This window comes from Mesorhizobium shangrilense, from assembly GCF_028826155.1.
GTDB lineage: Bacteria > Pseudomonadota > Alphaproteobacteria > Rhizobiales > Rhizobiaceae > Arvimicrobium > Arvimicrobium flavum.
The window spans coordinates 2,940,834-2,963,033 of record NZ_JAQGPN010000001.1 but is presented as its reverse complement, the minus strand read 5'-3'; the positions used below and the strand labels follow the sequence as shown (position 1 = coordinate 2,963,033).

Here is a 22,200-nt window from a genome sequence, read left to right as displayed (position 1 = left end):
AACCGCCGGGACGTGCCGTCCTGCCGAAGAAGCGACACTTGCGCCTTTCAGCTCGCGCCAAGCCGCCTCGCGGCGAGGCTTAGAACGGGATCTCGTCGTCCAGGTCGCGCGAAAAACCGCCGCCACCGCCGCGCTCGCCGCCACCCCGGCTGCCTCCGCCACGATTATTGCCGTAGTCATCGCCCGGTCCGGATTGGCCGAAATCCGATCCGCGTCCGCCGCCGCCGGAGTAGCCAGCGCTGCCGCCTTCGCCGCCCTGGCCGCGTGCATCGAGCATCTGCAGCTCTCCGCGGAACTTTTGCAGCACCACTTCGGTCGTGTAGCGATCCTGGCCCTGCTGATCAGTCCATTTGCGCGTCTGCAGCTGGCCCTCGATATAGACCTTCATTCCCTTCTTCAGGTACTGCTCGGCGACCTTGGCCAGGTTGTCATTGAAGATCACGACGCTGTGCCACTCGGTCTTTTCCTTGCGCTCGCCCGAATTCTTGTCGCGCCACGACTCCGAGGTTGCGATACGGAGATTGACGACCGGCTCGCCGGAATTCAGCCGGCGGATCTCCGGGTCCGCCCCGAGATTGCCGACGAGGATTACCTTGTTCACGCTGCCAGCCATGATACGTCTCCGCGCTTGTCCGAAATTTTCCGTCTCATACACCAAATCGAGGACCGTTGCGGCATAAGCTCTGCCCCATCGCCGCTATCCACAGCCCAATTGTTCTTAATTTGTTCTAGTGCTGACAGCCGCGCACGTCAATGTCCATGGCGTGATCGCGCGGGTCGCCGGGGTTAGTCCGCGCCCAAATAAGTGCTTGCTTATCCAATAAGCCTGCGCTTATTCTTCGTGCATGACAGACACGATCTTTCGCGCCCTTTCCGATCCGACACGCCGCTCCGTCTACGAACGTCTTGCGGCCGCCGAAATGACGGTCACCGAGGTCCGGGTCGGCATGGCGGTGTCGCAGCCGGCCATCTCGCAGCACCTCGCCGTGCTCAGGGACGCAGGGCTGATCACCGAGCGCCGTCAAGGGCGCTTCGCCTACTATCGCGTCGCACCGGATGCCCTTGCCCCGCTCGCCGACTGGGTGGAGCGCTACCGTACCTTCTGGCCGGCGCGGGTGGAGAAACTGAAGGATGTCCTGAAGGAGATGGAATGATGAGCCTGCCTGACACGGAGAAAGCCGAGCCGCCAGTGCTCGCACTCGACTTCGAACTGGCCGAGCCGCCGCAGAAAGTCTGGCAGGCGCTGACGGAACCCGACATCCTGTCGCGCTGGATCGAACCTCAACGGCAGCTCGAAGAGGGGGAACAAAGTCCTCTCCGATACGACCCCATCGACATCGAACCCGGTCGGCGCATCAGCTATCGCTGGCGCGAGGGTGAAGCGCTGGACAGCATCGTCACCTTTTCGATTGCCGACGGCGTCGCGGGCGGCACGCGCCTCACTATCGTCCATGCCGATGCGGCGCTGCCGCCTGTTCGACTTGCAGGGCCGGTTGCCTGCAGCCTGTTGTTCGCATCGTCGCGATCCGCTGTCCGCCTGCTCGCCGGCGGCGCGGCCAACAGCAATATTGCGCCATCCTGCCGCCTCGCAGCCTGAACCTGAACCGGGAAACCGACGCCATGAACAATCTCGTCCCGATGGTCATCGAACAGTCGAGCCGCGGCGAGCGCGCCTTCGACATCTTTTCGCGGCTGCTGCGCGAGCGCATCGTCTTCATCAACGGGCAGATCGAGGACAACATGGCTGCGCTGGTCTGCGCGCAGCTGCTGACGCTGGAATCCGAGAACCCGGAGAAGGAAATATCGCTCTACATCAACTCTCCGGGAGGCGTCGTCACCAGCGGCTTCGCGATCTATGACACGATGCGCTACATCTCGTGCCCGGTCTCGACCGTGTGCATGGGTTTTGCGGCCTCGATGGCGACGTTCCTGCTGATGGCGGGCGATCCCGGGCGGCGCATCGCCCTGCCGAACACGCGCATCCTGCTGCATCAGCCATCCGGCGGCTTTCAGGGACAGGCCTCAGACATCGAACGGCATGCGGAAGACATCCTCAAGACCAAGCAGCGCATGATCGACCTTTATTCGAAACACTGCGGCCGCACGCCGGAAGACGTGGAGCGCACACTCGACCGGGACCATTTCATGACGGCCGCGCAGGCTAGGGAATGGGGGCTTGTCGATCACGTCTACGATACGCGGAAGGGCCAGGCGGCGGCATAGCCCCGTTGTCGTTGCGGTGTTGCCGGTGCGGTGCGGCCAGACGTTCGACACAATGAAGCCCTGCCGCTTGTCCAGCGATCAGGGCTTCTTTCGGTTTACCTGAACCGACTGCCGGGACTGCATCACCGGCTTTTAATTCGGATGCTTCGCGGCGTTGTGCCGACGATCCGACTGTAGTCTCTGATTGTAGGATCATCACGGTTGGCCTGTCAGCCGTGCGTTCGCAAAACCGGTTCGGTAGCTAGGCCTTCCGGGGCTCCGCGTGGGAACGGAGCCGATCTGGACTGTCCGGCGGAATCATCGCTCCTCCATCGTCCGTTGCTCCAAATGCCGCTTTCTCCTCGCGAGCCTGCGGCGCCTCGCAGGCGGCCTTTTACCTCGCAAGTCCTGAAAGGACACTGGTGATTCTCTGCCGATCGGCCAAGCCCGTCAACCAAAAACGGACCTTCGCCGGCAAAATGTGATCGGAGCGCAATAGATCGGGTCAAGCGGCACAACGGCGCGAGAGGACGTGCCCAACGGCGTCTGCTCCTGACAACACGATGTCAGTTGTTTTTGTTTCCGTTGCGTTCTCCCCTCGACATCTGATAATCCACGCCTACATTCGGGCGACGGCTGCGCAGCCGCGCGCAAGCTCCACGCTCTCACCTGTAAAAATGGATGGTCATGCCGGACCACAAGTTCATCTCCATTCGCGGCGCGCGCGAACACAATCTGAAGAACGTCGACCTCGACCTGCCACGCGACAGCCTCGTCGTGATGACCGGGCTCTCGGGCTCAGGAAAGTCATCGCTCGCGTTCGACACCATCTATGCCGAGGGGCAGCGGCGCTATGTCGAGAGCCTGTCGGCCTATGCGCGGCAGTTCCTGGAGATGATGCAGAAGCCGGACGTCGACCAGATCGACGGCCTGTCGCCGGCTATCTCGATCGAGCAGAAGACGACCAGCCGCAACCCGCGTTCGACGGTCGGCACCGTCACCGAGATCTACGACTACATGCGCCTCTTGTGGGCGCGCGTCGGCGTGCCCTATTCGCCGGCCACGGGCCTGCCGATCGAGAGCCAGACGGTCAGCCAGATGGTCGATCGGGTCCTGGCCCTTCCCGAGGGCACGCGCCTCTACATCACCGCCCCCATCGTCCGCGGACGCAAGGGCGAGTACAGGAAAGAACTGGCCGAACTCCAGAAGAAAGGTTTTCAGCGCGTCAAGGTGGACGGCGTCTTCTACGAGATCGCCGACGTCCCGGCCCTGGACAAGAAGTACAAGCACGACATCGACGTTGTGGTCGACCGTGTGGTCGTGCGCGGCGACCTCGCCACGCGCCTTGCCGATTCCATGGAAACTGCGCTGAAGCTGGCCGAAGGGCTGGCCGTCGCGGAATTTGCCGACAAGCCGTTGCCGATCGAAGAGACGGCAGGAGGCGACAGCGCCTATAAGTCGAAGAACGAGACGCATGAGCGGATCCTGTTCTCGGAAAAATTCGCCTGCCCCGTTTCCGGTTTCACCATTCCCGAGATTGAACCGCGGCTCTTCTCCTTCAACAATCCGTTCGGCGCCTGCCCGACCTGCGACGGGTTGGGCAGCCAGCGCGCCATCGACGAGAATTTGATCGTCCCCGAAGACCACGTCTCGCTGCGCGAAGGCGCGATCGCCCCGTGGGCGAAGTCCAGTTCGCCGTACTACGCCCAGACCCTCGAGGGACTGGGCAAGGTGTACGGCTTCAAGCTCGGCGACCGCTGGCGTGATCTTCCCGAGGAAGGCAAGCGGGCGATCCTGCGCGGCACCGGCGAGACGCAGGTCGCGTTCAACTATGACGACGGCCTGCGCTCCTACAAAACGACCAAGACTTTTGAAGGCGTCATCCCGAACCTCGAGCGGCGCTGGAAGGAAACCGATTCCGCCTGGATGCGCGAGGAGATCGAGCGCTTCATGGCGGCGACCCCCTGCCCTGCCTGCAACGGCTATCGCCTGAAGCCGGAGGCCCTGGCAGTCAAGGTGGCCGGCAAGCACATCGGCGAGGTCACGGAACTCTCGATCCGCAAGGCCGATGCCTGGTTCAGCGATCTGCCCCAAGGCCTCAACGCCAAGCAGAACGAGATCGCGGTGCGCATCCTCAAGGAGATCCGCGAGCGCCTGCGCTTCCTCAACGACGTCGGCCTCGACTATCTGACGCTGTCGCGCAATTCCGGCACGCTGTCGGGCGGCGAGAGCCAGCGTATCCGGCTCGCCTCGCAGATCGGCTCGGGCCTGACCGGCGTGCTCTACGTGCTGGACGAGCCATCGATCGGCCTCCACCAGCGCGACAACGCCCGGCTGCTCGACACGCTGAAGCACCTGCGCGACCTGGGCAACACAGTGATCGTGGTGGAGCACGACGAGGACGCGATCCTGCATGCCGACTATGTCGTCGACATCGGTCCCGCCGCCGGCATCCATGGCGGCCGCGTGATCGCGGAGGGCACGCCGGAAGCCATCATGGCGAACCCGAACTCTATCACCGGGAAGTATCTTTCCGGCCAGCTTGAGATCGCCATGCCGGAAGCCCGGCGCGAACTGAAGAAGAACAAGCGCATCAAGGTGGTGGGCGCGCGCGGCAACAACCTCAAGAACGTGACGGCGGAAATCCCGCTCGGCACCTTCACCTGCGTCACCGGCGTGTCGGGCGGCGGCAAATCCACATTCCTGATCGAGACGCTGTTCAAGGCGGCGTCCCGCCGCATCATGGGGTCGCGCGAGCAACCCGCCGAGCACGATCGCATCGAGGGACTGGAGTTCCTCGACAAGGTCATCGACATCGACCAGAGCCCGATCGGCCGCACGCCGCGTTCCAATCCGGCCACCTACACGGGCGCCTTCACGCCGATCCGCGACTGGTTCGCGGGGCTGCCCGAGGCCAAGGCGCGTGGCTACCAGCCGGGCCGCTTTTCGTTCAACGTCAAGGGCGGCCGCTGCGAGGCCTGCCAGGGCGATGGCGTCATCAAGATCGAGATGCACTTTCTGCCCGATGTCTACGTCACCTGCGACGTCTGCCACGGCAAGCGCTACAACCGCGAAACGCTGGATGTCACCTTCAAGGGCAAGTCGATCGCCGACGTGCTGGACATGACGGTGGAGGAAGGCGTCGACTTCTTCGCAGCAGTGCCGGCCGTGCGCGACAAGCTGACGACGCTGAAGCAGGTGGGGCTGGGCTACATCCACATCGGCCAGCAGGCGACGACGCTGTCAGGCGGCGAGGCGCAGCGCATCAAGCTCGCCAAGGAACTGTCGCGCAAGGCGACCGGCAAGACGCTCTACATCCTCGACGAGCCGACCACCGGCCTGCACTTCCACGATGTGGCCAAGCTGCTCGAGGTGCTGCACGAACTGGTCGACCAGGGCAACACGGTCGCGGTCATCGAGCACAATCTGGAGGTCATCAAGACGGCCGACTGGGTGCTCGACCTCGGGCCGGAGGGCGGCGACGGCGGCGGCGAGCTGGTCGTCTCCGGTCGTCCGGAGGATGTGGTGCACGAGAAGCGGAGCTACACCGGCCAGTTCCTGCAGGAACTGCTGGAGAGGCGGCCGGGGGCAAGGAAGCGCGAGGCCGCGGAGTAGGCCGCGGCGCTGGCGCCGGGTGACCTTTCCCCGGCGGACGTCCGGCCAGCCGTGAATGCAGAATCCTGCCACATCCTCTTGCCCTTGGAGCTTCGCGGAAAGTCACTACATTCCGCGTGCGGCTATCCTCCGCATGCCCCCTCACGAAGCCTGTCCATCGCAAGCTCGTTCCCCCTCGAGGCGCGAGCCGCGGGAACCTTGCGCGAGGAGGGGCATCACAAGGGATACGAATGGGCTATGAACGCATCGGACACGCCAAGGCAGGTCGCCGTGGCGACAAGGGATGTGGCGGCGATCGGCCATGATCCAGCGTGGCAGTTATCAACAATGCGCGGCAAGGGCGTGGTGACGGAATGAAGAACGGTGTTGCCATCATCGGGGCGGGGCACGGCGGCAGCCAGTTGGCGGTCGCGCTGCGCCAGGAGGGATATGAAGGGCCGATTGCGCTCTTCTCCGGCGAGACAGAAGTTCCATACCACAAGCCTCCCCTCTCCAAGACATTCCTGAAGACGCCTGACGCTAAGCCGCAATTGCTGCGTGCCGAGAGCGTCTATGTCGACAACAGGGTGGAGCTCCGCTTCGGCCAGCGCGTCCAGTCCATCGATTCGGCCGGGCGCGAGCTCACTTTGCAGGACGGCTCGACCGCGTCGTTCGACCGGCTCGTGCTGGCGACGGGAGCAAAGCCGCGGCGACTTGCCGTGCAGGGTGTCGACGGCGACGGCGTCCACTACCTGCGTTCAGCCGATGATGCGCGGGCGCTGCGCAGCGCCCTGCCCTCGGCGCAATCCGTCGTCGTCATCGGCGGCGGCTTCATCGGGCTGGAGGCGGCAGCCTCGCTCGCGATGATGGGAAAGCAGGTCGCCGTCGTGGAAGCGGCGGATCGCCTGCTGGCCCGCGCGGTCGCCCCGCAGATCTCTTCGTTCCTGGCCGACTACCACCGCTCGCTGGGCGTCCGGCTGCTGCTCGGCAGCGCGATCGAGCATTTGGAGCGCGACGGAGCCAGACTGCGGGCCGTGGTGACGAAAGCCGGCGAACGCCTCGATGCCGATCTCGTCATCGTCGGCATCGGCGCCGATGCCGATTTTGATCTCGCCCGCCAGGCCGGTTGCACAATCGACAACGGCGTGGCGGTCGGCCCCGACATGCAAAGCTCCGTCCCAAACATCTATGCGATCGGAGACTGCGTCTCCTACGCTCACTGGCTGAGCGGCAGGTCCGAACGGCTGGAATCGGTGCAGAACGCCACGGATCAGGCGCGTCATGCCGCCCGCAGCATCATGGGCAGGGCGGCCCCCTATCGCGAGGTTCCCTGGTTCTGGTCGGATCAGGGCGCGGTCAAGCTGCAGATGGCGGGCCTGTCGTTCGGCGCCGACCGTTTCATTGCCAACGGGACGCCCGACCAGAACAGCTTCTCGGTCTATCATTTCAGGGGGCCGAAGCTGGTGGCCGTCCACTCGGTAAATCGACCGGCCGACCATATGCTCGGCCGCAAGCTCCTCGCCACCGGCATGCATGTCAGCGAGGCGCTGATCGTGGCCGGAGCCCCCGCGATCAAGGCCGCACTGGCGAGCCACGAGGCGGAACGACAATCCCTGCCGGCCGCCGCAAGCTGACCTCCCCTTCTGTGCATGGCTACTGCACCGGCGCGCCACTCGCATGTCAGCAGGGTTGTGTTCGACGACTTGACCGATCTCGCCAGAATGTCCTGATAGCGCCTCACTGCGGCGGTCGAACAAACCAGCGACGAGAGGCAAGACAGGATGGGAAATTCCGGGACAATCCGAGCCGGCATGGGCGGCTGGACCTTCGAACCGTGGGAAGGCACTTTTTATCCCGGCGACCTGCCGAAAAAGCAGCAGCTTCAGTTCGCCGCCCGGCAAGTGCCGACCATCGAGATCAACGGCACCTACTATCGGGGGCAGACGCCCGAGACGTTCGCCAAGTGGGCAGCCGACGCGCCGGATGGCTTTGTCTTCTCCGTGAAGGGCAACCGCTTCGTCACCAACAAGAAGGTGCTGGGCGAAGCTGCTGAATCCCTGAAGAAATTCTGGGACACGGGCGTACGGGAACTCGGCGACCGGCTCGGTCCGATCGTCTGGCAGTTCGCACCGACCAAGAAGTTCGAACCAGACGATTTCGAGGCATTTCTCAAGCTCCTGCAGGAGAACGACGGCGGCGTTCCGCTCCGCCATGTGCTGGAAGTGCGCCATGCCAGCTTTGGCGTGCCCGAATTCGTCACGCTCGCCGCAAAATACAAGGCGGCGATCTGTTACGCGCACCACCACGACTATCCCGAGATCGCCGACGTCACCTCCGACTTCATTTATGCGCGGCTGCAGAAGGGCGAGGACGACGTGCCTACCGCCTATCCGCCGAAGGAACTCGACGGCTGGGTGAAAAGGGCGCGGCAATGGGCGGAGGGCGGGCAGCCCGGCGATCTTCCCCTCGCCGATCCGTCACGCAAGCTTGAGCAGCGTCCGCGCGACGTCTTCGTGTACTTCATCCACGAGGGCAAGATTCGCGCCCCACATGCGGCAATGGCCTTCATGGAGCGCGTCGGCTAACGCCGCAGTTCCCTCAGGACGGGGCAGATCGCAGCCGGCAGATCCTCGGCGATCAGCCCCGGGCCGAAGCGGGCCGCCGCTTCCGCATGCATCCAGACCGCCGCACAGGCGGCGTCGAATGTGGGCATGCCTTGCGCGAGCAGACCGGCGATCAGGCCCGAGAGCACGTCGCCGGACCCGGCGGTCGCCAGCAGCGGCGTGCCGTTGGCGTTGATGACCGCGCGGCCGTCGGGCGCGGCGATCACTGTGTCGGGCCCCTTGTAGACAACAGTCGCGCCCGTGCGCGCCGTCGCCTGCCGCGCCTTGTCGAGCTTCGACAGGCGATCGTCTGCGGCCAAGTCCGGGAACAGCCGCGCGAACTCGCCGGCATGCGGCGTGAGTACGAGTTCCGGCGCCCGTTCTGACGTTGCCGCCGCGACGAAGTCGTCGAGCTGCTTCGAAGCCGAGGTGAGACCATCGGCATCTATGACGATCCCGCCGCAGTGCTCGTGGGCGACGGGCAACAGGTCGATGAGGAAACGGCCGACTTCCACCTGGGGGCCGAGGCCGGGTCCGAACACCAGCGCCCGCGGCCGGCGCTCGGCGAGGAAGTCGCGTACGTCTTCGAGCGTGTCCGTCTCGCGCAACATGATGGATGTGAGGTGCGCCGCGCTCACCTGCAGGGCGTTTGCCGGCGACATCAGCGTGACCGCGCCGGCCCCCACCCTCGCGGCCGCCATGGCGGCAAGCCTTGCCGCCCCGGTAGCCGTCGCACCACCGGAGAAGACGGCGACGTGGCCGCGGCTGTACTTGTGCGCATCGACCTCGGTGTGTGGAAAACGATCCTCCCAGAGCTTCGGCACGTTCTCGAAGCAGCTGACGCCCAGCCCCGCAACGATCTCGTCGTGGATTCCGATATCGGCGACGACGACGTCCCCGCATTTCGAGCGACCGGGCTGGAGCAGATGGCCGGGCTTCTTCCGCACGAAGGTCACGGTGAGATCGGCATCGAAGGCATCGCCGAGGATTTGCCCGCTGGCGCCGGATACGCCGGACGGCAAGTCGATGGCCAAGCTGTGGGCGCCGGCGTCGCGCGCCCTCTTGATCACGGAGGCGACGTCCCCCGAAATCTCGCGCGCCAATCCAGCTCCGAACAGCGCATCGACGATCAGGTCATCCGCTTCGCAGGCAAACTCCGCCAATGGCCGCGCCGCGACCACGCACTCGCTGCGGGCCCTGGCTGCGTCGGTGCCTTTTCGCGGCTCGCCTTCGCTCCAGACGGCAACCGACACGCCCGATCCGGCAAGGATCTGCGCGACCACATAGCCGTCGCCGCCATTGTTGCCGGGACCACAGAGCACATGGACCTGCCTGACAGCCGGAAAACGCTGCAGCGCCACGGTCGCGACCGCATGCCCCGCGCGTCGCATCAGTTCCATGCCGTTCTGCGGCCCGCGCCTGATCGCGTGGGCGTCCGCTTCGGCCATTTCATCCGGGGTCAGCAGTTCGATGCGCATGGGGTTCGGCGTCTCGGGTTCTGCGGGCAGCATAGGAGATGATGCGGCGCTGGCAATGATGGAACGGGCACAGGCTTTTGAGTGCCTCCGGACTGCAGGGATAAACAGCGACTGCCTCATTCGTCATCTGCCTGCCCAATTCTTAGGCATACTGGGCGCTGGCGAGGGGCGTCCCGCGGCGCGGCATCGAGATACCGGGCGCGCGAAATGATGCGACATAGCATCGAAACCGATCCGGCGTCGCGTCTTGCCGTGAATGCGAACGGATCAAATGCGACTTGGCACGCTTCCTGCTTGTAATTGCGCGGAACGGGCCAACCGCCCGGCGAATTGCGTATCGGAGGCCAAATCTCGAAATGAAAAAGATCGAAGCGATCATCAAGCCCTTCAAGCTTGACGAGGTGAAGGAAGCGCTGCAGGAGGCCGGACTGCAAGGCATCACGGTCACTGAAGCCAAGGGTTTCGGCAGGCAGAAAGGCCATACGGAGCTTTACCGCGGTGCCGAATACGTCGTCGACTTTCTGCCCAAGGTGAAGATCGAGGTTGTGCTCGCGGACGACGCGGTCGAGGCCGCGATCGAGGCTATCCGGAAAGCCGCCCAGACCGGCCGCATCGGCGACGGCAAGATCTTCGTATCCAATATCGAGGAAGTCGTGCGCATCCGCACCGGCGAGACCGGCGTCGACGCCATCTGACGCGTTCCGCGTTCCATCAGTTTCAATACGTCATCACAATAGGGAAATGACATGACGACAGCCAAAGACATCATGAAGCAGATTAAGGACAACGACGTGAAGTTCGTTGACCTGCGCTTCACCGATCCCAAGGGCAAGATGCAGCACGTGACGATGGACGTCATGGAAGTGGACGAGGACATGTTCGCCGACGGCGTCATGTTCGACGGCTCCTCGATCGGCGGCTGGAAGGCGATCAACGAAAGCGACATGGTGCTGATGCCTGACACCGAGACGGTTCACATGGACCCGTTCTTCGCGCAATCCACCATGGTCGTGATGTGCGACATCCTCGATCCGGTGTCCGGCGAAGCCTACAACCGCGACCCGCGCGGCATCGCCAAGAAGGCCGAGGCGTACATGAAGGCCGAGGGCATCGGCGACACCATCTATGTCGGCCCCGAAGCCGAGTTCTTCATCTTCGACGACGTCAAGTACAAGGCCGACCCGTACAACACGGGCTTCAAGCTCGACTCGACCGAGCTGCCGTCGAACGACGACACCGACTATGAGACCGGCAACCTCGGCCACCGCCCACGCATCAAGGGCGGCTATTTCCCGGTGCCGCCGGTCGATTCCTGCCAGGACATGCGCTCCGAGATGCTGACGGTGATGGCCGAGATGGGCATCCGCGTCGAGAAGCACCACCACGAGGTTGCGGCCGCCCAGCATGAACTCGGCGTGAAGTTCGACTCCCTCGTCCGCAACGCCGACAAGATGCAGATGTACAAGTACGTCGTGCACCAGGTCGCCAACGCCTATGGCAAGACGGCCACCTTCATGCCGAAGCCGGTGTTCGGCGACAACGGCTCGGGCATGCACGTCCATATGTCGATCTGGAAGGGTGGAAAGCCGACGTTCGCCGGCAACGAGTATGCCGGGCTGTCGGAGAGCTGCCTGTTCTTCATTGGCGGCGTCATCAAGCACGCCAAGGCCGTCAACGCCTTCACCAACCCGCTGACCAACTCCTACAAGCGTCTGGTCCCGGGCTATGAGGCGCCCGTGCTGCTCGCCTATTCGGCGCGCAACCGCTCGGCCTCCTGCCGCATCCCGTTCGGCTCCTCGCCGAAGTCGAAGCGCGTCGAGATCCGCTTCCCCGACCCGGGCGCGAACCCCTATCTCGCCTTCGCCGCGCTGCTCATGGCCGGCCTCGACGGCATCAAGAACAAGATCCATCCTGGCCAGGCCATGGACAAGGATCTTTACGACCTGCCGCCGAAGGAGCTGAAGCGCATTCCGACCGTTTGCGGTTCGCTGCGCGAGGCCCTGCAGAGCCTCGACAAGGACCGGGGCTTCCTGAAGGCCGGCGGCGTCTTCGACGACGACCAGATCGACGCCTTCATCGAGCTGAAGATGGCCGAAGTGATGCGCTTCGAGATGACGCCTCACCCGGTCGAGTTCGACATGTACTATTCGGTGTAGGGCCGAGCTCTGCTTGCAGGGCCGACCACAGACCCCGGCGGCGACCCCGGGGTCTTTTCTCGTCTCACCCTTGGTCCGAACAGCCCGCTCCGGCGGCGCGCGGCGCCGACGCTCCCATGCAGAAAGCCGGGGAAATCTGGACAGCCTGCATTCGCAGCGCGGGCAATTGCAACTAATACTCGAACATGCCCGTGGCCGACCTGCTTACCGCAGCCCTGCTTGATCCGTTTCGGATCGGATTGATACTGGCGCTCATTCTGACCGCATCGAATACGGCTGCACAAACCGGCCGCATCGTGCCGCTGGTTCTTGGCGTCGTCTTCGTTGCCGTGCTCATCGCCACGACGACCGGAGCCGGCGAGGCCGGACTGACGACATCCATCGCGGTCGGCGTCGTCGCCAACGCAATCATACTGGGTGTGATCCTGGCCGGGAAAGCCCTGTGGTCCCGCCTGACCGGCCCGCGCGACTAAACTTCTCTCTTGCCGCAGCTACCCGGTGACGCCGAGCTTCTTCTGCAGGCTGGTCGACGACGTGGTGTACTGGAATATGATGCGCTCGCCCGGCGCCACGTAGTGCTTGGCGGCCTGAGCCATCAGCGCGGCCTCGTGAAAGCCGGACAGGATCAGCTTCAGCTTTCCCGGATACCAGTTGATGTCGCCTATGGCGAAGATGCCGGGCACTGACGTCTCGAACTTCTCCGTATCGACCGGGATCACGTTCTCATGGAGGTTCAGGCCCCAGTCTGCGATGGGGCCGAGCTTCATGGTGAGCCCGAAGAACGGCAGCAGCCGCGTGCAAGGCGTCTCGACGTCGCCGTCCGGACTCTTGACAGTGGCCGATTGCAGCTTGCCGCCCTCACCCGTCAGTCCGGTCACCTGCCCTACCTGAAACCGAAGCTGCCCGGTTTCCTGCATGGCGAACATCTTGTTCACGCTGTCAGGCGCGGCGCGGAATTCCGGCCGGCGGTGCACGAGCGTGACGTTTTTCGCGATCGGCTGCAGGTTGAGGGTCCAGTCGAGGGCGGAATCGCCGCCGCCGACGATCAGGAGATCCTGATCGCGAAAATCCTCCATGCGACGCACGGAATAGAAGACGCTCTCGCCCTCATAGGCCTCGATGCCGGGAATGGGCGGCCGCTTCGGCTGGAAGGAGCCTCCGCCCGCGGCGATTACGACCACCTTCGCCTCGAACACCTCGTTCTCGTCGGTGATGACGCGGAAGGATCCGTCCTCCAGCTTCTCCAGCGAGGACACCATGCGATTGAAGGTGAAGCCCGGCTTGAATGGAGCGATCTGCTCCATGAGCTTGTCGACCAGTTCCTGCGCGGAGATGATCGGCCAGGCCGGAATGTCGTAGATCGGCTTTTCGGGATAGAGCTCGGCACACTGCCCGCCGGGGCGGTCCAGAATGTCGATGAGATGGCATTTCAGGTCGAGCAGGCCGAGCTCGAAGACGGCGAAGAGGCCGACCGGACCGGCCCCCACGATCAGCACGTCCGTCCTGGTCACATCGCCGACAGGCGCTTCACCGGACGAACGAGCACTGGAATCCATCAGCCTTGCCTCTCCGGCACGCTGACGACCAGACCGTCGAGTTCGTCGCGCACCTTGATCTGACACGAGAGCCTGGAGTTCGGCCTGACATCGTAGGCGAAGTCAAGCATGTCCTCTTCCATCGCCTCCGGCTCGCCGACCTTCTCGGTCCAGGCTTCGTCGACATAGACGTGGCACGTCGCGCAGGCGCAGGCGCCGCCGCACTCCGCCTCGATGCCGGGAACGCCGTTGCGGATCGCATTCTCCATCACCGTTGAGCCGTTCTCCGCCGCGACGTCGAAATGGGTGCCGTCAAAGGCGATGAAGGTCAGCTTGGTCATTGAAATGTTCCGGCGAGAATCCCACCCGGCAAATAATCACTCCGCCGCTCAAGTCAACTGTGTCGGATTGCACCAGCAGATACCGCAACAGCGGCCGCGCTCAACGCGTGACGGAAGCGACGAACTCGGCCGCCTGGTCGACCAGGCGCTGCAGACGCTCGACGAGGGAGGCGTCGTCGGGGCGCTGCTCGAGTTCGGCCAGGCAATCCGCGATCGCGAAAGCGCCGACGCCGCGCGCCGCCCCCTTGAGGCTGTGGGCGAGACGCAGCCGCTCCCGGCGGTGGGCCTGCCGGATCTGTTCGGCGATCGAGCCTGCCTGGTGGATGAAGAGGGTCAGGACTTCCTCTTCGAGCGCGCGATCGCCCATCGTCTGCCGGTCTAGATGCGCAAAATCGAAGGGTCGGATCCGCGGCGCCATGCAACCCTCGCCTCCGGGACGATCAAAGCTGGGGACGTCATATAAATTGATTGGCATTTCGCGACACCGGCGACCATCCATTCCCTGGTGTGCCATCCTAGGCCGGCTGGGTGGAGAAGGCGTTAACGTTTTTCCCCAGCCAAGGCCCGGAAAAACTGGATGAATCCGCGTCCGCGTTAACCCTATGTTTAAACTTTTACACATGTCGCGGAATGCATGTTTTCTTTACCTGCCTGTGCCACTACGATACGGGCGGACCATAGTAAGCCTCGTGTGCAGACAGCAATAGACCGGTCAACGGCAGGTCTGCAGACATAAGTACAGGGTAACGGCGGCATGGCTAAACGGACCAAGAGCCTCGAAAAAGAGGTCGCGAAAGAGCTGGAATCGGCGCTCGAGCTGGACTTGTCGTCAAGCGCAGAGCTCGACATCGCGGCCTCGATGGAGGATCTTGAAGCGCAGATCTCCGAAGCGGCGAAGGAACTGGCCGAGGAAAGCCGCAACGGAGCGGTCCAGCCCGAACCGAGCGCGCCCACCGTCGAATCTGCTGTAAATGTCACGACCGAACCCACGCCGGCGCAGATCCACGCCCATCTGGGGCTTCGCCCTGTCGACGCGCCGGAGGCCGGCGTCCCGGCACCGTCCGCCTTCACCCCTGCCAATGACGACCTTCAGCGTGCGGCGCCAAGAACCCCGCGCCTCGCGGCCCGTCCGTCGAGTTCCGCATACTGGATGGTTGGACTGCTGTCGGTCGCCTGGGTCGCGATCGGCGTTCTGCTGGGCCACGCCCTCTTTGCGCCGGACATCTGGCAGATCCGCACCCTCGACCAATTGTTCGCGCGACCAGGCATCATCCTGCTTGGCGTCGGCATAGTCGTTCCCCTGATCCTGTTCTGGGCGTTCGCCATGATGATGAGGCGCGCCCAGGAACTGCGTCTTGCCGCGCAGACCATGACCGAGGCAGCCCTGCGGCTCACCGAACCGGAGAGCGCGGCACAGGATCGTGTCATGATGGTGGGACAGGCCGTGCGCCGCGAAGTCGCGGCACTCGGCGAAGGTATCGAGCGCACGCTGGCGCGTGCCGTCGAACTGGAGACGCTCGTCCATACAGAGGTCAACCAGCTCGAACGCTCCTATTCCGAGAACGAGGCGCGCATGCGGGCCCTCGTCGACGGGCTCGGCAGCGAGCGCGAAGCTGTCGTCAGCCATGCCGAACGCGTCCGCGCATCCATCGCCGACGCCCACGAGGCGCTGAAGGAGGATCTCGGCCAGGCGAGCGAACGCATCCGCGACGACATCCTCGGCGTGTCGAGCAAATTGTCAATTACGATCACCAATTCCGGCGATTCCCTAATTGACCGCATCAACGAGTCCGGCGGCTCCATCTACCAGTCCATCGACCAGCGGCTGGATTCGATTTCGGATCGACTGCAGACCTCGGGCGAAGCCTTTGCGAGCCTGCTCGACACCCGTATCGCCTCGCTTACCCAGAGCACGGATCACGCCACCCGCTCATTGTCCGACATGCTGGACGAGCGCACGTCGGGCATGATTTCGCTGCTCGGCGGCGCGGCGCGCTCGCTCAACAGCGAGTTCGACACGCGCCTCGCCGGCATCGAGGCGACCCTTGCCGAGCGCGGCCAGTCGCTCATCCGCGAGTTCGAGACGCGCGCAGAAGCCCTCGACACCGGCACGCAGAAGCTCAACGCCGCACTCGAGGCGCGCGCAAGGCAGATCAGCGAAACGCTGGTGGAGCGCGCCAAGGAAATCTCGACGACTTTCACCGAGGGCAAGCAGTCTCTCTCCAATCTGATCGACGAGAGCCGCAACCGCATCGGCGTGGAGATGAGCGAACTCGTCACTTCCACGTCGGCCATGCTCGAGGCCCGTGCATCCGATTTCGCCGGCCGCCTCGAAGCAGGCCGCAACATGATCGCACACGCGCTAGATGCCGATCTCAAGAAGATGGAGGAAGCACGGTCCGAGGTCGACTCCTCCATCGAGTACCACGCGCAGCGCTTCGCCGAGAGCCGCGACCGCATGACGGCGATGCTGCAGGACGACCTTGAGAAGCTGACCGACGGACGCGCACGGATCGACGAAGCGATCGGAATGCAGGTGATCAAGTTCGCCGAAGGCCGGACGATGCTCGCCCAAGCGCTTGACGAGGACCTCAAGAAGGTCGGCGAGGCGCGGGGCGCCATCGACGCCTCGCTCGACGGCCATCTGCACAGGATTGCCGAGGGACGTACGAGCCTTGCCGAGGCGCTGAATGCCAATCTCTCCAGCCTGGAGCAGACGCGCGAATCCATCGAGCAGTCGGTGAAGACGCATGTGAACCAGCTCGCGGAGGGCCGCACCCTACTCGCCAATGCGCTCGAAGCGGATCTGAACAAGCTGTCGGAAAGCCGCACCAGCATCGACGGCATCGTGGCCGGTCAGGTGGAGAAGCTCGCGCAGGGACGCGATATACTCAGGCGCGCCCTAGAGGCGGATCTGAGCAAGCTCGCCAACACGCGCGCCGAGATCGATGGCCTGGTCGTCGGACAGGCGGAAAAACTCGCCGAAGGCCGAACCCTGCTCACCAACGCCCTCGCCGAAGGTCGCGAGCTGCTCAGCAAGGCGCTGGAGAACGACCTCGAGAAGCTGGCGGATAGCCGTAAGAGCATCGATGGCATCGTCGCCGGCCAGGTCGAGCGCCTGGCGGAAGGTCGCGACATCCTCAAGCGTGCGCTGGAATCCGATCTGTCCCGTCTCAACGAGGCCCGCGGCCAGGTCGATGAGACGTTTTCGGGCCATATCGGCCGGCTGGAGCAGAGTTTTGGCGAGGGCCGCGCCCTTCTCGGTCGCGCCGTCGAGGACGACCTTCAGAAGCTCGCTGCAGCGCGCCAGGAGATGACCGATGCGGTCGCCGCGCAGGCGGGCCAGTTCGAACAGGCGCTGGCCGGCGGACGCGCGCTGCTGGGCAATGCCCTCGACCAGGACCTCGCCAAGCTCGAGGCCACTCGCCGCAATCTGGACCAGGCCTTCAGCACCCAGGTGCAACAGTTCGAGCAGTCGCTCGCCGATGGGCGGGCGATGCTGGGCAAGGCGCTGGAAGACGATCTGCAGAAGCTCGGCGAGAGCCGTAGCAGCATCGACGGCATTGTCGCCGGACAGGTCGAGCGCCTCGCGGAAGGACGTGACATTCTCAAGCGTGCGCTGGAAGCCGATCTGCAGAAGCTCAGCGCCACGCGGGCGGAGATCGACGGCCTGGCGGCCGCCCACGTCCAGCTGGTGGCCGAGGGCCGCGATGTGCTGAAGCGCGCCCTCGAGGACGACCTGCAGAAGCTGGCCGAAAGCCGTATGGGCATCGACAGCATCGTCGCCGGCCAGGTCGAGCGCCTGGCCGAGGGCCGCGACATCCTGAAACGCGCGCTGGAAGCCGATCTGGCCAAGATCGGCGAGACTCGCGCCGAGATCGACGGCCTCGCGGCCGCTCAGGTGCAGCAGTTTGCCGAAGGTCGCCAGGCGATGATGCGGGCCCTTGAGGACGATCTCGCCAAGCTCACCGCAAGCCGGGCGGAAATTGACGGACTGGTCTCCAGCCACGTGCAGAGCTTGGCGGAGGGCCGCGATTCGCTCAAGCAGGCGCTCGAGGATGATCTCGCCAAGCTCAGCGACAGCCGCTCCGAGATCGAGGGGCTGACGGCCGTCCAGGTCAAGCGTCTCTCCGAAGGCAGGGAGCTGCTCCGGCGGGTGCTGGAGGAGGATCTCGCCAAGCTGAACGAGAGCCGGACTGAGATCGATGCGCTGGCCGTGAAGCAGGTGCAGAACCTCGCCGAGGGCCGGGCGGCGCTGCAGCGCGCGCTGGAGGACGACCTCGCCAAGCTCGGCGACAGCCGCGCCGGTCTCGACGGCATCATCACCGGCCAGGTCGAGCGCTTGGCCCAGGGCCGCGACATCCTGAGGCGCGCGCTGGAAGCCGACCTGCGCAAGCTGTCGGCCAGCCGCGCCGAGATCGACGGGCTCGTCGCCTCGCAGGTGCAGCACCTCGCCGAAGGCCGCGGCGTGCTGAAGGCTGCGCTGGAGGAAGATCTTGCCAAGCTGAACGAGAGCCGCGCGAGCATCGACGGCCTGGTTTCGGGGCAGGTCGAGCAGCTGTCGAAGGGTCGCGACATCCTCAGGCGCGCCCTCGAGGCCGACCTGCAAAAGCTCAACGACAGCAAGTCGCTCATCGACGGCATGGTGGCCGATCAGGCCCGGCAGATCGCGGAAGGCCGCGGTATCCTCACCGAGGCGTTCGAACGCGACTTCGCGAGCCTGGCTGCCTCCCGCGAGGACATGGAACGGGCCATGGCTTCGCATGTGGAAGCGCTGGCCGACCGCCGTCAGGAACTGACCCAGGCCGTGGAAGCCGACGTCGAGCGCATCGAACAGGCGTTCCGGCAGCAGACGGGCGTGGTCGAGGAACGCACCGAGACGCTGGAGCGGGCGCTTGCCAGCGGCATCGACCGCATCCGCTCGGTTCTCGAGAGCAGCGCCCTGACGGCCGCCGGTGCGCTGCGCGAAAAGGTGCTCGAAGTCACCAGGATGCTGACCACAGAGGCCGGTACCGCCTTCAGCGACGCCGACCGGCAGCTGGCCGAGCGCGCCGAGGCGACTGCCAACGCCCTGCTCCAGCGGACGACCGAGATCGCCCAAACCTTCGAAGACGTCGAAACACGCCTTGTCGGCCGCGCCGAGAACGTCGCCAACATCATCACCACGCGCAACCAGGAAGCCGCCGAATCGATCGCCGGCCGCGTCTACGAGCTGCAGCGCGCCTTCGAAGCCGCCGACCAGAAGATCGCAGACCGGACGGAGGTTACGTCGCAGTCGCTGCTCACCCGTGCGGACGAGGCCGCCGGCATCCTCGCCTCCCGGGCGACGGAAATCACCCAGGCGTTCGAGGCGGCCGATCTCAAATTCTCCGATCGGGCTGAACAGGCATCGCAGGCGCTTGCCGCGCGCGCCGATGAAATGGGCGCCGCGATGGCGGCAAGAGCGGCCGAGATATCGGGCTCGTTCGACGATGCCGAACGGCGGTTGTCGGAGCGCGTCTCCAGCAGCGCGCGCAGCATGGCCGAGAACGCGGACCAGGTGGCCGGAAGCCTGGCCGAGCGGCTCGCCGAATTCGCCAAGCTGTTCGAAGAAGCCGATGGCAAGCTGGTTTCACGCATCGACGAGACGGCCAGCGCGGTCAACCTCCGTGCTGGCGACATCGTCAAGGCGTTCGACGATGCCGATCAGAGGCTCGTGGCGCGCGCCGTGGAAAGCGCCAGCGCGCTCGCCCGCCGGGCCGGCGAGATCGTCAAGTCGTTCACGGATGCCGACGAGACGCTGTCGAAACGCGTCGGCGACACGGCCGATGCGCTGTCGCAGCGCGCGGTGGACCTCGGCAAGGTCTTCGAGGACGCCGACAAGGCGATTGCAAGCCGCGTAGAGGCAAGCGCAGCCGTGATGGGCGACCGTGTCGGCGACGTCTCGAAGGTCTTCGATGCCGCGGAGCAGCGCCTGGCCGAGCGGGCCGAGCAGACGGCGCAGCAGCTCGGCGATCGCGCCGGGGAGATCACGCGGGCTGTCGACGAAGCGCAGAAGCGCATCGTTGTCCAGACCGAGCAGACCGCCGCCAAGCTCGGACAGCAGGTCGGGCAGTTCGCCAGCGCCATCGACGATGCGCATCGTCTGATCGTCGTGCAGTCCGAGACCGCGCGTGAAACGATCGGCGTCCGCGCCGCTGACCTGGAGAAGGTGCTGACAGAGGCCGACGAGCGCCTTGCAAGCCGTGCGGCGCAAAGCGCGACGGACTTCGACACGCGCCTAGAAGTGATCGGTCAGCGCCTGGCGCAGGCCGACGGCCGGCTGGGCGAAAGCGCGCGCGCTGTCGCCTCGCAGATGGTCGACGATCTTGCCGCGGCGCAGCAGCGCCTCACCGAAGCGGCCTCCACTGCCGGACAGAAGGTGGAGGAGCAGATCGCCAGGAGCGAGCAGCAGCTCGCAGCCCGGGTCGGCGTGGTCGCCGAGACGTTCTCGGCGGTCGGCCAGCATATCACCCAGACCACCAACGACGCCGCAAAGACCATCGGCGAGAACACCCGCGAGTTGAACCAGATGCTGGCCAACCGCACCGCGGAAATCGGCAAGATCCTGGACGAGTCCGCCAAGCCGCTGGTCGAACGCTTCACCGAAGGCGGCGTCGAGCTGCAGAAGAGGATCGAGGCAGTCACGCAGCAGACGACCGAACGGCTGAAGGCCGAAAACGCGGCCCTGGTGGACGCGCTGGTCAGCCGCACGGAAGAGACCATCTCCGCCGTGAGCGGCGCGCGCGACACCCTGTCGGGCAGCGTTTCCGAGCTGCTTGAGCGCCTGACGGCCTCCAACGGGCAGTTGTCGGAACTCATCGATCTGGCGGACAAGAGCCTGTCGGGTGTCGACGAGCGCCTGTCGCAGACGACACAGCACTTCGCCGAAGCAACCGAACGGGCGGCGCAGACCTTCTCGAGCTCTGCCCGGCTGATCGATTCCAATGCAAGCCGCCTGACTGACGTGTCGTCGCGCACGCTGAAGGAGGTGGCGAGCATCGCCAGCCGTTTCGAGGAGCATACGCGGGTTCTGTCCGGCGCATCCGACCTGCTGGGTTCGGCCCAGTCGCATCTTGTCAGCACGCTCGACGATCGTCAGGCGGCGCTGGAAGCCCTTGCGGTCGGCCTGGTCAAGAAGTCGGAGGAGATCGAGCGGACGATGAAGTCCTTCGACAACCTCGTCGGCTCGGCGCTGGACAAGGCGGAGGGTCGTACGAAGGAATCGACCGAGCACATCCGTGCCGCGATGGCCGAGGTCATCGATTCCGCCACCCGACGCTTTGCGGACGCGACGGACGAGATCCGCCGTACCGCAGGCTCGATCCGCAGCGATCTGGAAGAGACGCGCGCCGAACTGCGCAAGGGCGTGCTCGACATGCCGGTCGAGGCCAAGGAATCGACCAGCGCGATTCGCCGGGCCGTCACCGAGCAGATCAACGCGCTCAAGGAACTGTCCAATATCGTTGCGAAAACCGGTCGCCCGGTGGACGTCGCGGAGGAAGCTCGGACGCAAAAGCAAGCTCCGTCGCAGCCGCAGCCGCGCCTGCCCGAAGCTCCTCGGCCGCCAAAGCCCGCCGCCCCGCAGCCGGCTGCGCCACAGCCCGCACGCCAGAGCGCGTCACCATCACTCGCATCGGCTCCTCAACTGCGCGGTTCCCTGACCGAAGAGGCAGCGATGCCCGCGACGGTCGCCCCCGCCGCGCCGCGCCCGCGCGAGAACGGCAACGTGGCCCAAGCCGGCGGATGGGTCCGTGACCTGCTGCGCGAGGCGTCCCGCGATGAGGCGACGCCGGCCAAGCGCGCCCCGGCGCCGGCCAAGCCGACGCAGCCGGAGCGCTCCCCACTCCACGTGGTCGAGTCGCTGAACTCCCTGTCGGTGGATATTGCCAGGGCGATCGACCACGAGATCTCCATCGAGCTTTGGGATCGCTACCGCCGTGGCGAGCGCGACGTGTTCACGCGCCGTCTCTACACGCTGAAGGGCCAGCAGACCTTTGACGAGATCCGCCGCAAGTATCAGTCGGACAGCGAGTTCCGCGTCGCGGTGGATCGGTACTGCGACGACTTCGAGACTTTGCTGAAGGATGTCGCACGCAGCGACCGCGACAACATCATGACGCAGACCTATCTCACCTCCGATACCGGCAAGGTCTACACGATGCTGGCCCACGCGGCCGGAAGGCTGTCGTAGGCCGCAAGGCGTTGAACGAAAAAGGGCGGGAGACAATCCCGCCCTTCTTGGGGTGGTCGCTGATGGTCGCACCCAGTCA

15 protein-coding genes are annotated in these 22,200 nt (G+C 64.9%); 10 read left to right on the top strand and 5 right to left on the bottom strand.

All coding sequences use genetic code 11. The annotated features are described in order from the left end of the window. Positions 1 to 79 precede the first annotated feature (79 nt). Complete coding sequence (locus PD284_RS14270; RefSeq protein WP_274628851.1) at positions 80 to 613, bottom strand: single-stranded DNA-binding protein; 534 nt, start codon at positions 611 to 613, stop codon at positions 80 to 82. Between the two features lie 232 nt (positions 614 to 845). On the opposite strand from PD284_RS14270, the gene PD284_RS14265 reads away from it, so the two are divergent. The 6 genes from PD284_RS14265 (at position 846) to PD284_RS14240 (ending at position 8,381) form a co-directional block, all read left to right on the top strand. After that, entirely contained in the window at positions 846 to 1,154 is a 309-nt protein-coding gene (locus PD284_RS14265; RefSeq protein ID WP_274628850.1) for an ArsR/SmtB family transcription factor, read from the top strand. Next, positions 1,151 to 1,597: an SRPBCC family protein gene (locus PD284_RS14260; RefSeq protein WP_274628849.1), complete on the top strand. Its 447-nt coding sequence runs from the start codon at positions 1,151 to 1,153 to the stop codon at positions 1,595 to 1,597. The genes PD284_RS14265 and PD284_RS14260 overlap by 4 nt, the downstream gene beginning before the upstream one ends. Before the next feature lie 23 nt (positions 1,598 to 1,620). Then, positions 1,621 to 2,223: an ATP-dependent Clp protease proteolytic subunit gene (locus PD284_RS14255; protein WP_274628848.1), complete on the top strand. Its 603-nt coding sequence runs from the start codon at positions 1,621 to 1,623 to the stop codon at positions 2,221 to 2,223. A 666-nt stretch (positions 2,224 to 2,889) separates the two neighbouring features. Beyond that, positions 2,890 to 5,817 carry an excinuclease ABC subunit UvrA gene (uvrA, locus tag PD284_RS14250; protein WP_274628847.1) on the top strand — a complete coding sequence of 976 codons (2,928 nt, stop codon included), beginning with the start codon at positions 2,890 to 2,892 and terminating at the stop codon, positions 5,815 to 5,817. A 353-nt stretch (positions 5,818 to 6,170) separates the two neighbouring features. Further along, positions 6,171 to 7,430 carry an NAD(P)/FAD-dependent oxidoreductase gene (locus PD284_RS14245; RefSeq protein ID WP_274628846.1) on the top strand — a complete coding sequence of 420 codons (1,260 nt, stop codon included), beginning with the start codon at positions 6,171 to 6,173 and terminating at the stop codon, positions 7,428 to 7,430. A gap of 147 nt (positions 7,431 to 7,577) precedes the next feature. After that, positions 7,578 to 8,381, top strand: coding sequence for a DUF72 domain-containing protein (locus PD284_RS14240; protein ID WP_274628845.1), 804 nt, complete (start codon positions 7,578 to 7,580; stop codon positions 8,379 to 8,381). On the opposite strand, the gene PD284_RS14235 is transcribed toward PD284_RS14240, so the two are convergent. Then, positions 8,378 to 9,877: an NAD(P)H-hydrate dehydratase gene (locus PD284_RS14235; RefSeq protein WP_274630638.1), complete on the bottom strand. Its 1,500-nt coding sequence runs from the start codon at positions 9,875 to 9,877 to the stop codon at positions 8,378 to 8,380. The two genes, PD284_RS14240 and PD284_RS14235, sit on opposite strands and share 4 nt — an antisense overlap. Before the next feature lie 356 nt (positions 9,878 to 10,233). On the opposite strand from PD284_RS14235, the gene PD284_RS14230 reads away from it, so the two are divergent. From PD284_RS14230 to PD284_RS14220, 3 genes are all read left to right on the top strand, one after another. Continuing rightward, complete coding sequence (locus PD284_RS14230) at positions 10,234 to 10,572, top strand: P-II family nitrogen regulator (protein ID WP_274628844.1); 339 nt, start codon at positions 10,234 to 10,236, stop codon at positions 10,570 to 10,572. A gap of 51 nt (positions 10,573 to 10,623) precedes the next feature. After that, on the top strand, positions 10,624 to 12,033 hold the full coding sequence (gene glnA, locus PD284_RS14225; RefSeq protein WP_274628843.1) for a type I glutamate--ammonia ligase: 1,410 nt from the start codon (positions 10,624 to 10,626) through the stop codon (positions 12,031 to 12,033). A gap of 191 nt (positions 12,034 to 12,224) precedes the next feature. Continuing rightward, positions 12,225 to 12,506, top strand: coding sequence for a hypothetical protein (locus PD284_RS14220; protein WP_274628842.1), 282 nt, complete (start codon positions 12,225 to 12,227; stop codon positions 12,504 to 12,506). Positions 12,507 to 12,524: 18 nt separating this feature from the next. On the opposite strand, the gene PD284_RS14215 is transcribed toward PD284_RS14220, so the two are convergent. The 3 genes from PD284_RS14215 to PD284_RS14205 all read right to left on the bottom strand — a co-directional run bounded on the left by PD284_RS14215 (position 12,525) and on the right by PD284_RS14205 (position 14,327). Beyond that, positions 12,525 to 13,589, bottom strand: a complete 1,065-nt coding sequence (locus PD284_RS14215) for an NAD(P)/FAD-dependent oxidoreductase (protein WP_274628841.1) — start codon at positions 13,587 to 13,589, stop codon at positions 12,525 to 12,527. Further along, a complete protein-coding gene (locus PD284_RS14210; RefSeq protein WP_274628840.1) occupies positions 13,589 to 13,909 on the bottom strand; it encodes a 2Fe-2S iron-sulfur cluster-binding protein in 321 nt (106 codons plus the stop codon). The genes PD284_RS14215 and PD284_RS14210 overlap by 1 nt, the downstream gene beginning before the upstream one ends. A gap of 100 nt (positions 13,910 to 14,009) precedes the next feature. Further along, positions 14,010 to 14,327, bottom strand: coding sequence for an Hpt domain-containing protein (locus PD284_RS14205; protein ID WP_274628839.1), 318 nt, complete (start codon positions 14,325 to 14,327; stop codon positions 14,010 to 14,012). Positions 14,328 to 14,663: 336 nt separating this feature from the next. Here PD284_RS14205 and PD284_RS14200 point away from each other — a divergent pair, with 336 nt between their 5' ends. Continuing rightward, positions 14,664 to 22,121 (top strand): hypothetical protein, encoded by a 7,458-nt coding sequence (locus PD284_RS14200; RefSeq protein WP_274628838.1) that lies wholly within the window; start codon positions 14,664 to 14,666, stop codon positions 22,119 to 22,121. Positions 22,122 to 22,200 lie beyond the last annotated feature (79 nt).

What these genes read in the sequence shown, in the direction of transcription:
- PD284_RS14270 (WP_274628851.1), bottom strand. Translation starts at nt 613, where the DNA reads ATGGCTGGCAGCGTGAACAAGGTAATCCTCGTCGGCAATCTCGGGGCG.
- PD284_RS14265 (WP_274628850.1), top strand. Translation starts at nt 846, where the DNA reads ATGACAGACACGATCTTTCGCGCCCTTTCCGATCCGACACGCCGCTCC.
- PD284_RS14260 (WP_274628849.1), top strand. Translation starts at nt 1,151, where the DNA reads ATGATGAGCCTGCCTGACACGGAGAAAGCCGAGCCGCCAGTGCTCGCA.
- PD284_RS14255 (WP_274628848.1), top strand. Translation starts at nt 1,621, where the DNA reads ATGAACAATCTCGTCCCGATGGTCATCGAACAGTCGAGCCGCGGCGAG.
- uvrA (WP_274628847.1), top strand. Translation starts at nt 2,890, where the DNA reads ATGCCGGACCACAAGTTCATCTCCATTCGCGGCGCGCGCGAACACAAT.
- PD284_RS14245 (WP_274628846.1), top strand. Translation starts at nt 6,171, where the DNA reads ATGAAGAACGGTGTTGCCATCATCGGGGCGGGGCACGGCGGCAGCCAG.
- PD284_RS14240 (WP_274628845.1), top strand. Translation starts at nt 7,578, where the DNA reads ATGGGAAATTCCGGGACAATCCGAGCCGGCATGGGCGGCTGGACCTTC.
- PD284_RS14235 (WP_274630638.1), bottom strand. Translation starts at nt 9,877, where the DNA reads ATGCGCATCGAACTGCTGACCCCGGATGAAATGGCCGAAGCGGACGCC.
- PD284_RS14230 (WP_274628844.1), top strand. Translation starts at nt 10,234, where the DNA reads ATGAAAAAGATCGAAGCGATCATCAAGCCCTTCAAGCTTGACGAGGTG.
- glnA (WP_274628843.1), top strand. Translation starts at nt 10,624, where the DNA reads ATGACGACAGCCAAAGACATCATGAAGCAGATTAAGGACAACGACGTG.
- PD284_RS14215 (WP_274628841.1), bottom strand. Translation starts at nt 13,589, where the DNA reads ATGGATTCCAGTGCTCGTTCGTCCGGTGAAGCGCCTGTCGGCGATGTG.
- PD284_RS14210 (WP_274628840.1), bottom strand. Translation starts at nt 13,909, where the DNA reads ATGACCAAGCTGACCTTCATCGCCTTTGACGGCACCCATTTCGACGTC.
- PD284_RS14205 (WP_274628839.1), bottom strand. Translation starts at nt 14,327, where the DNA reads ATGGCGCCGCGGATCCGACCCTTCGATTTTGCGCATCTAGACCGGCAG.
- PD284_RS14200 (WP_274628838.1), top strand. Translation starts at nt 14,664, where the DNA reads ATGGCTAAACGGACCAAGAGCCTCGAAAAAGAGGTCGCGAAAGAGCTG.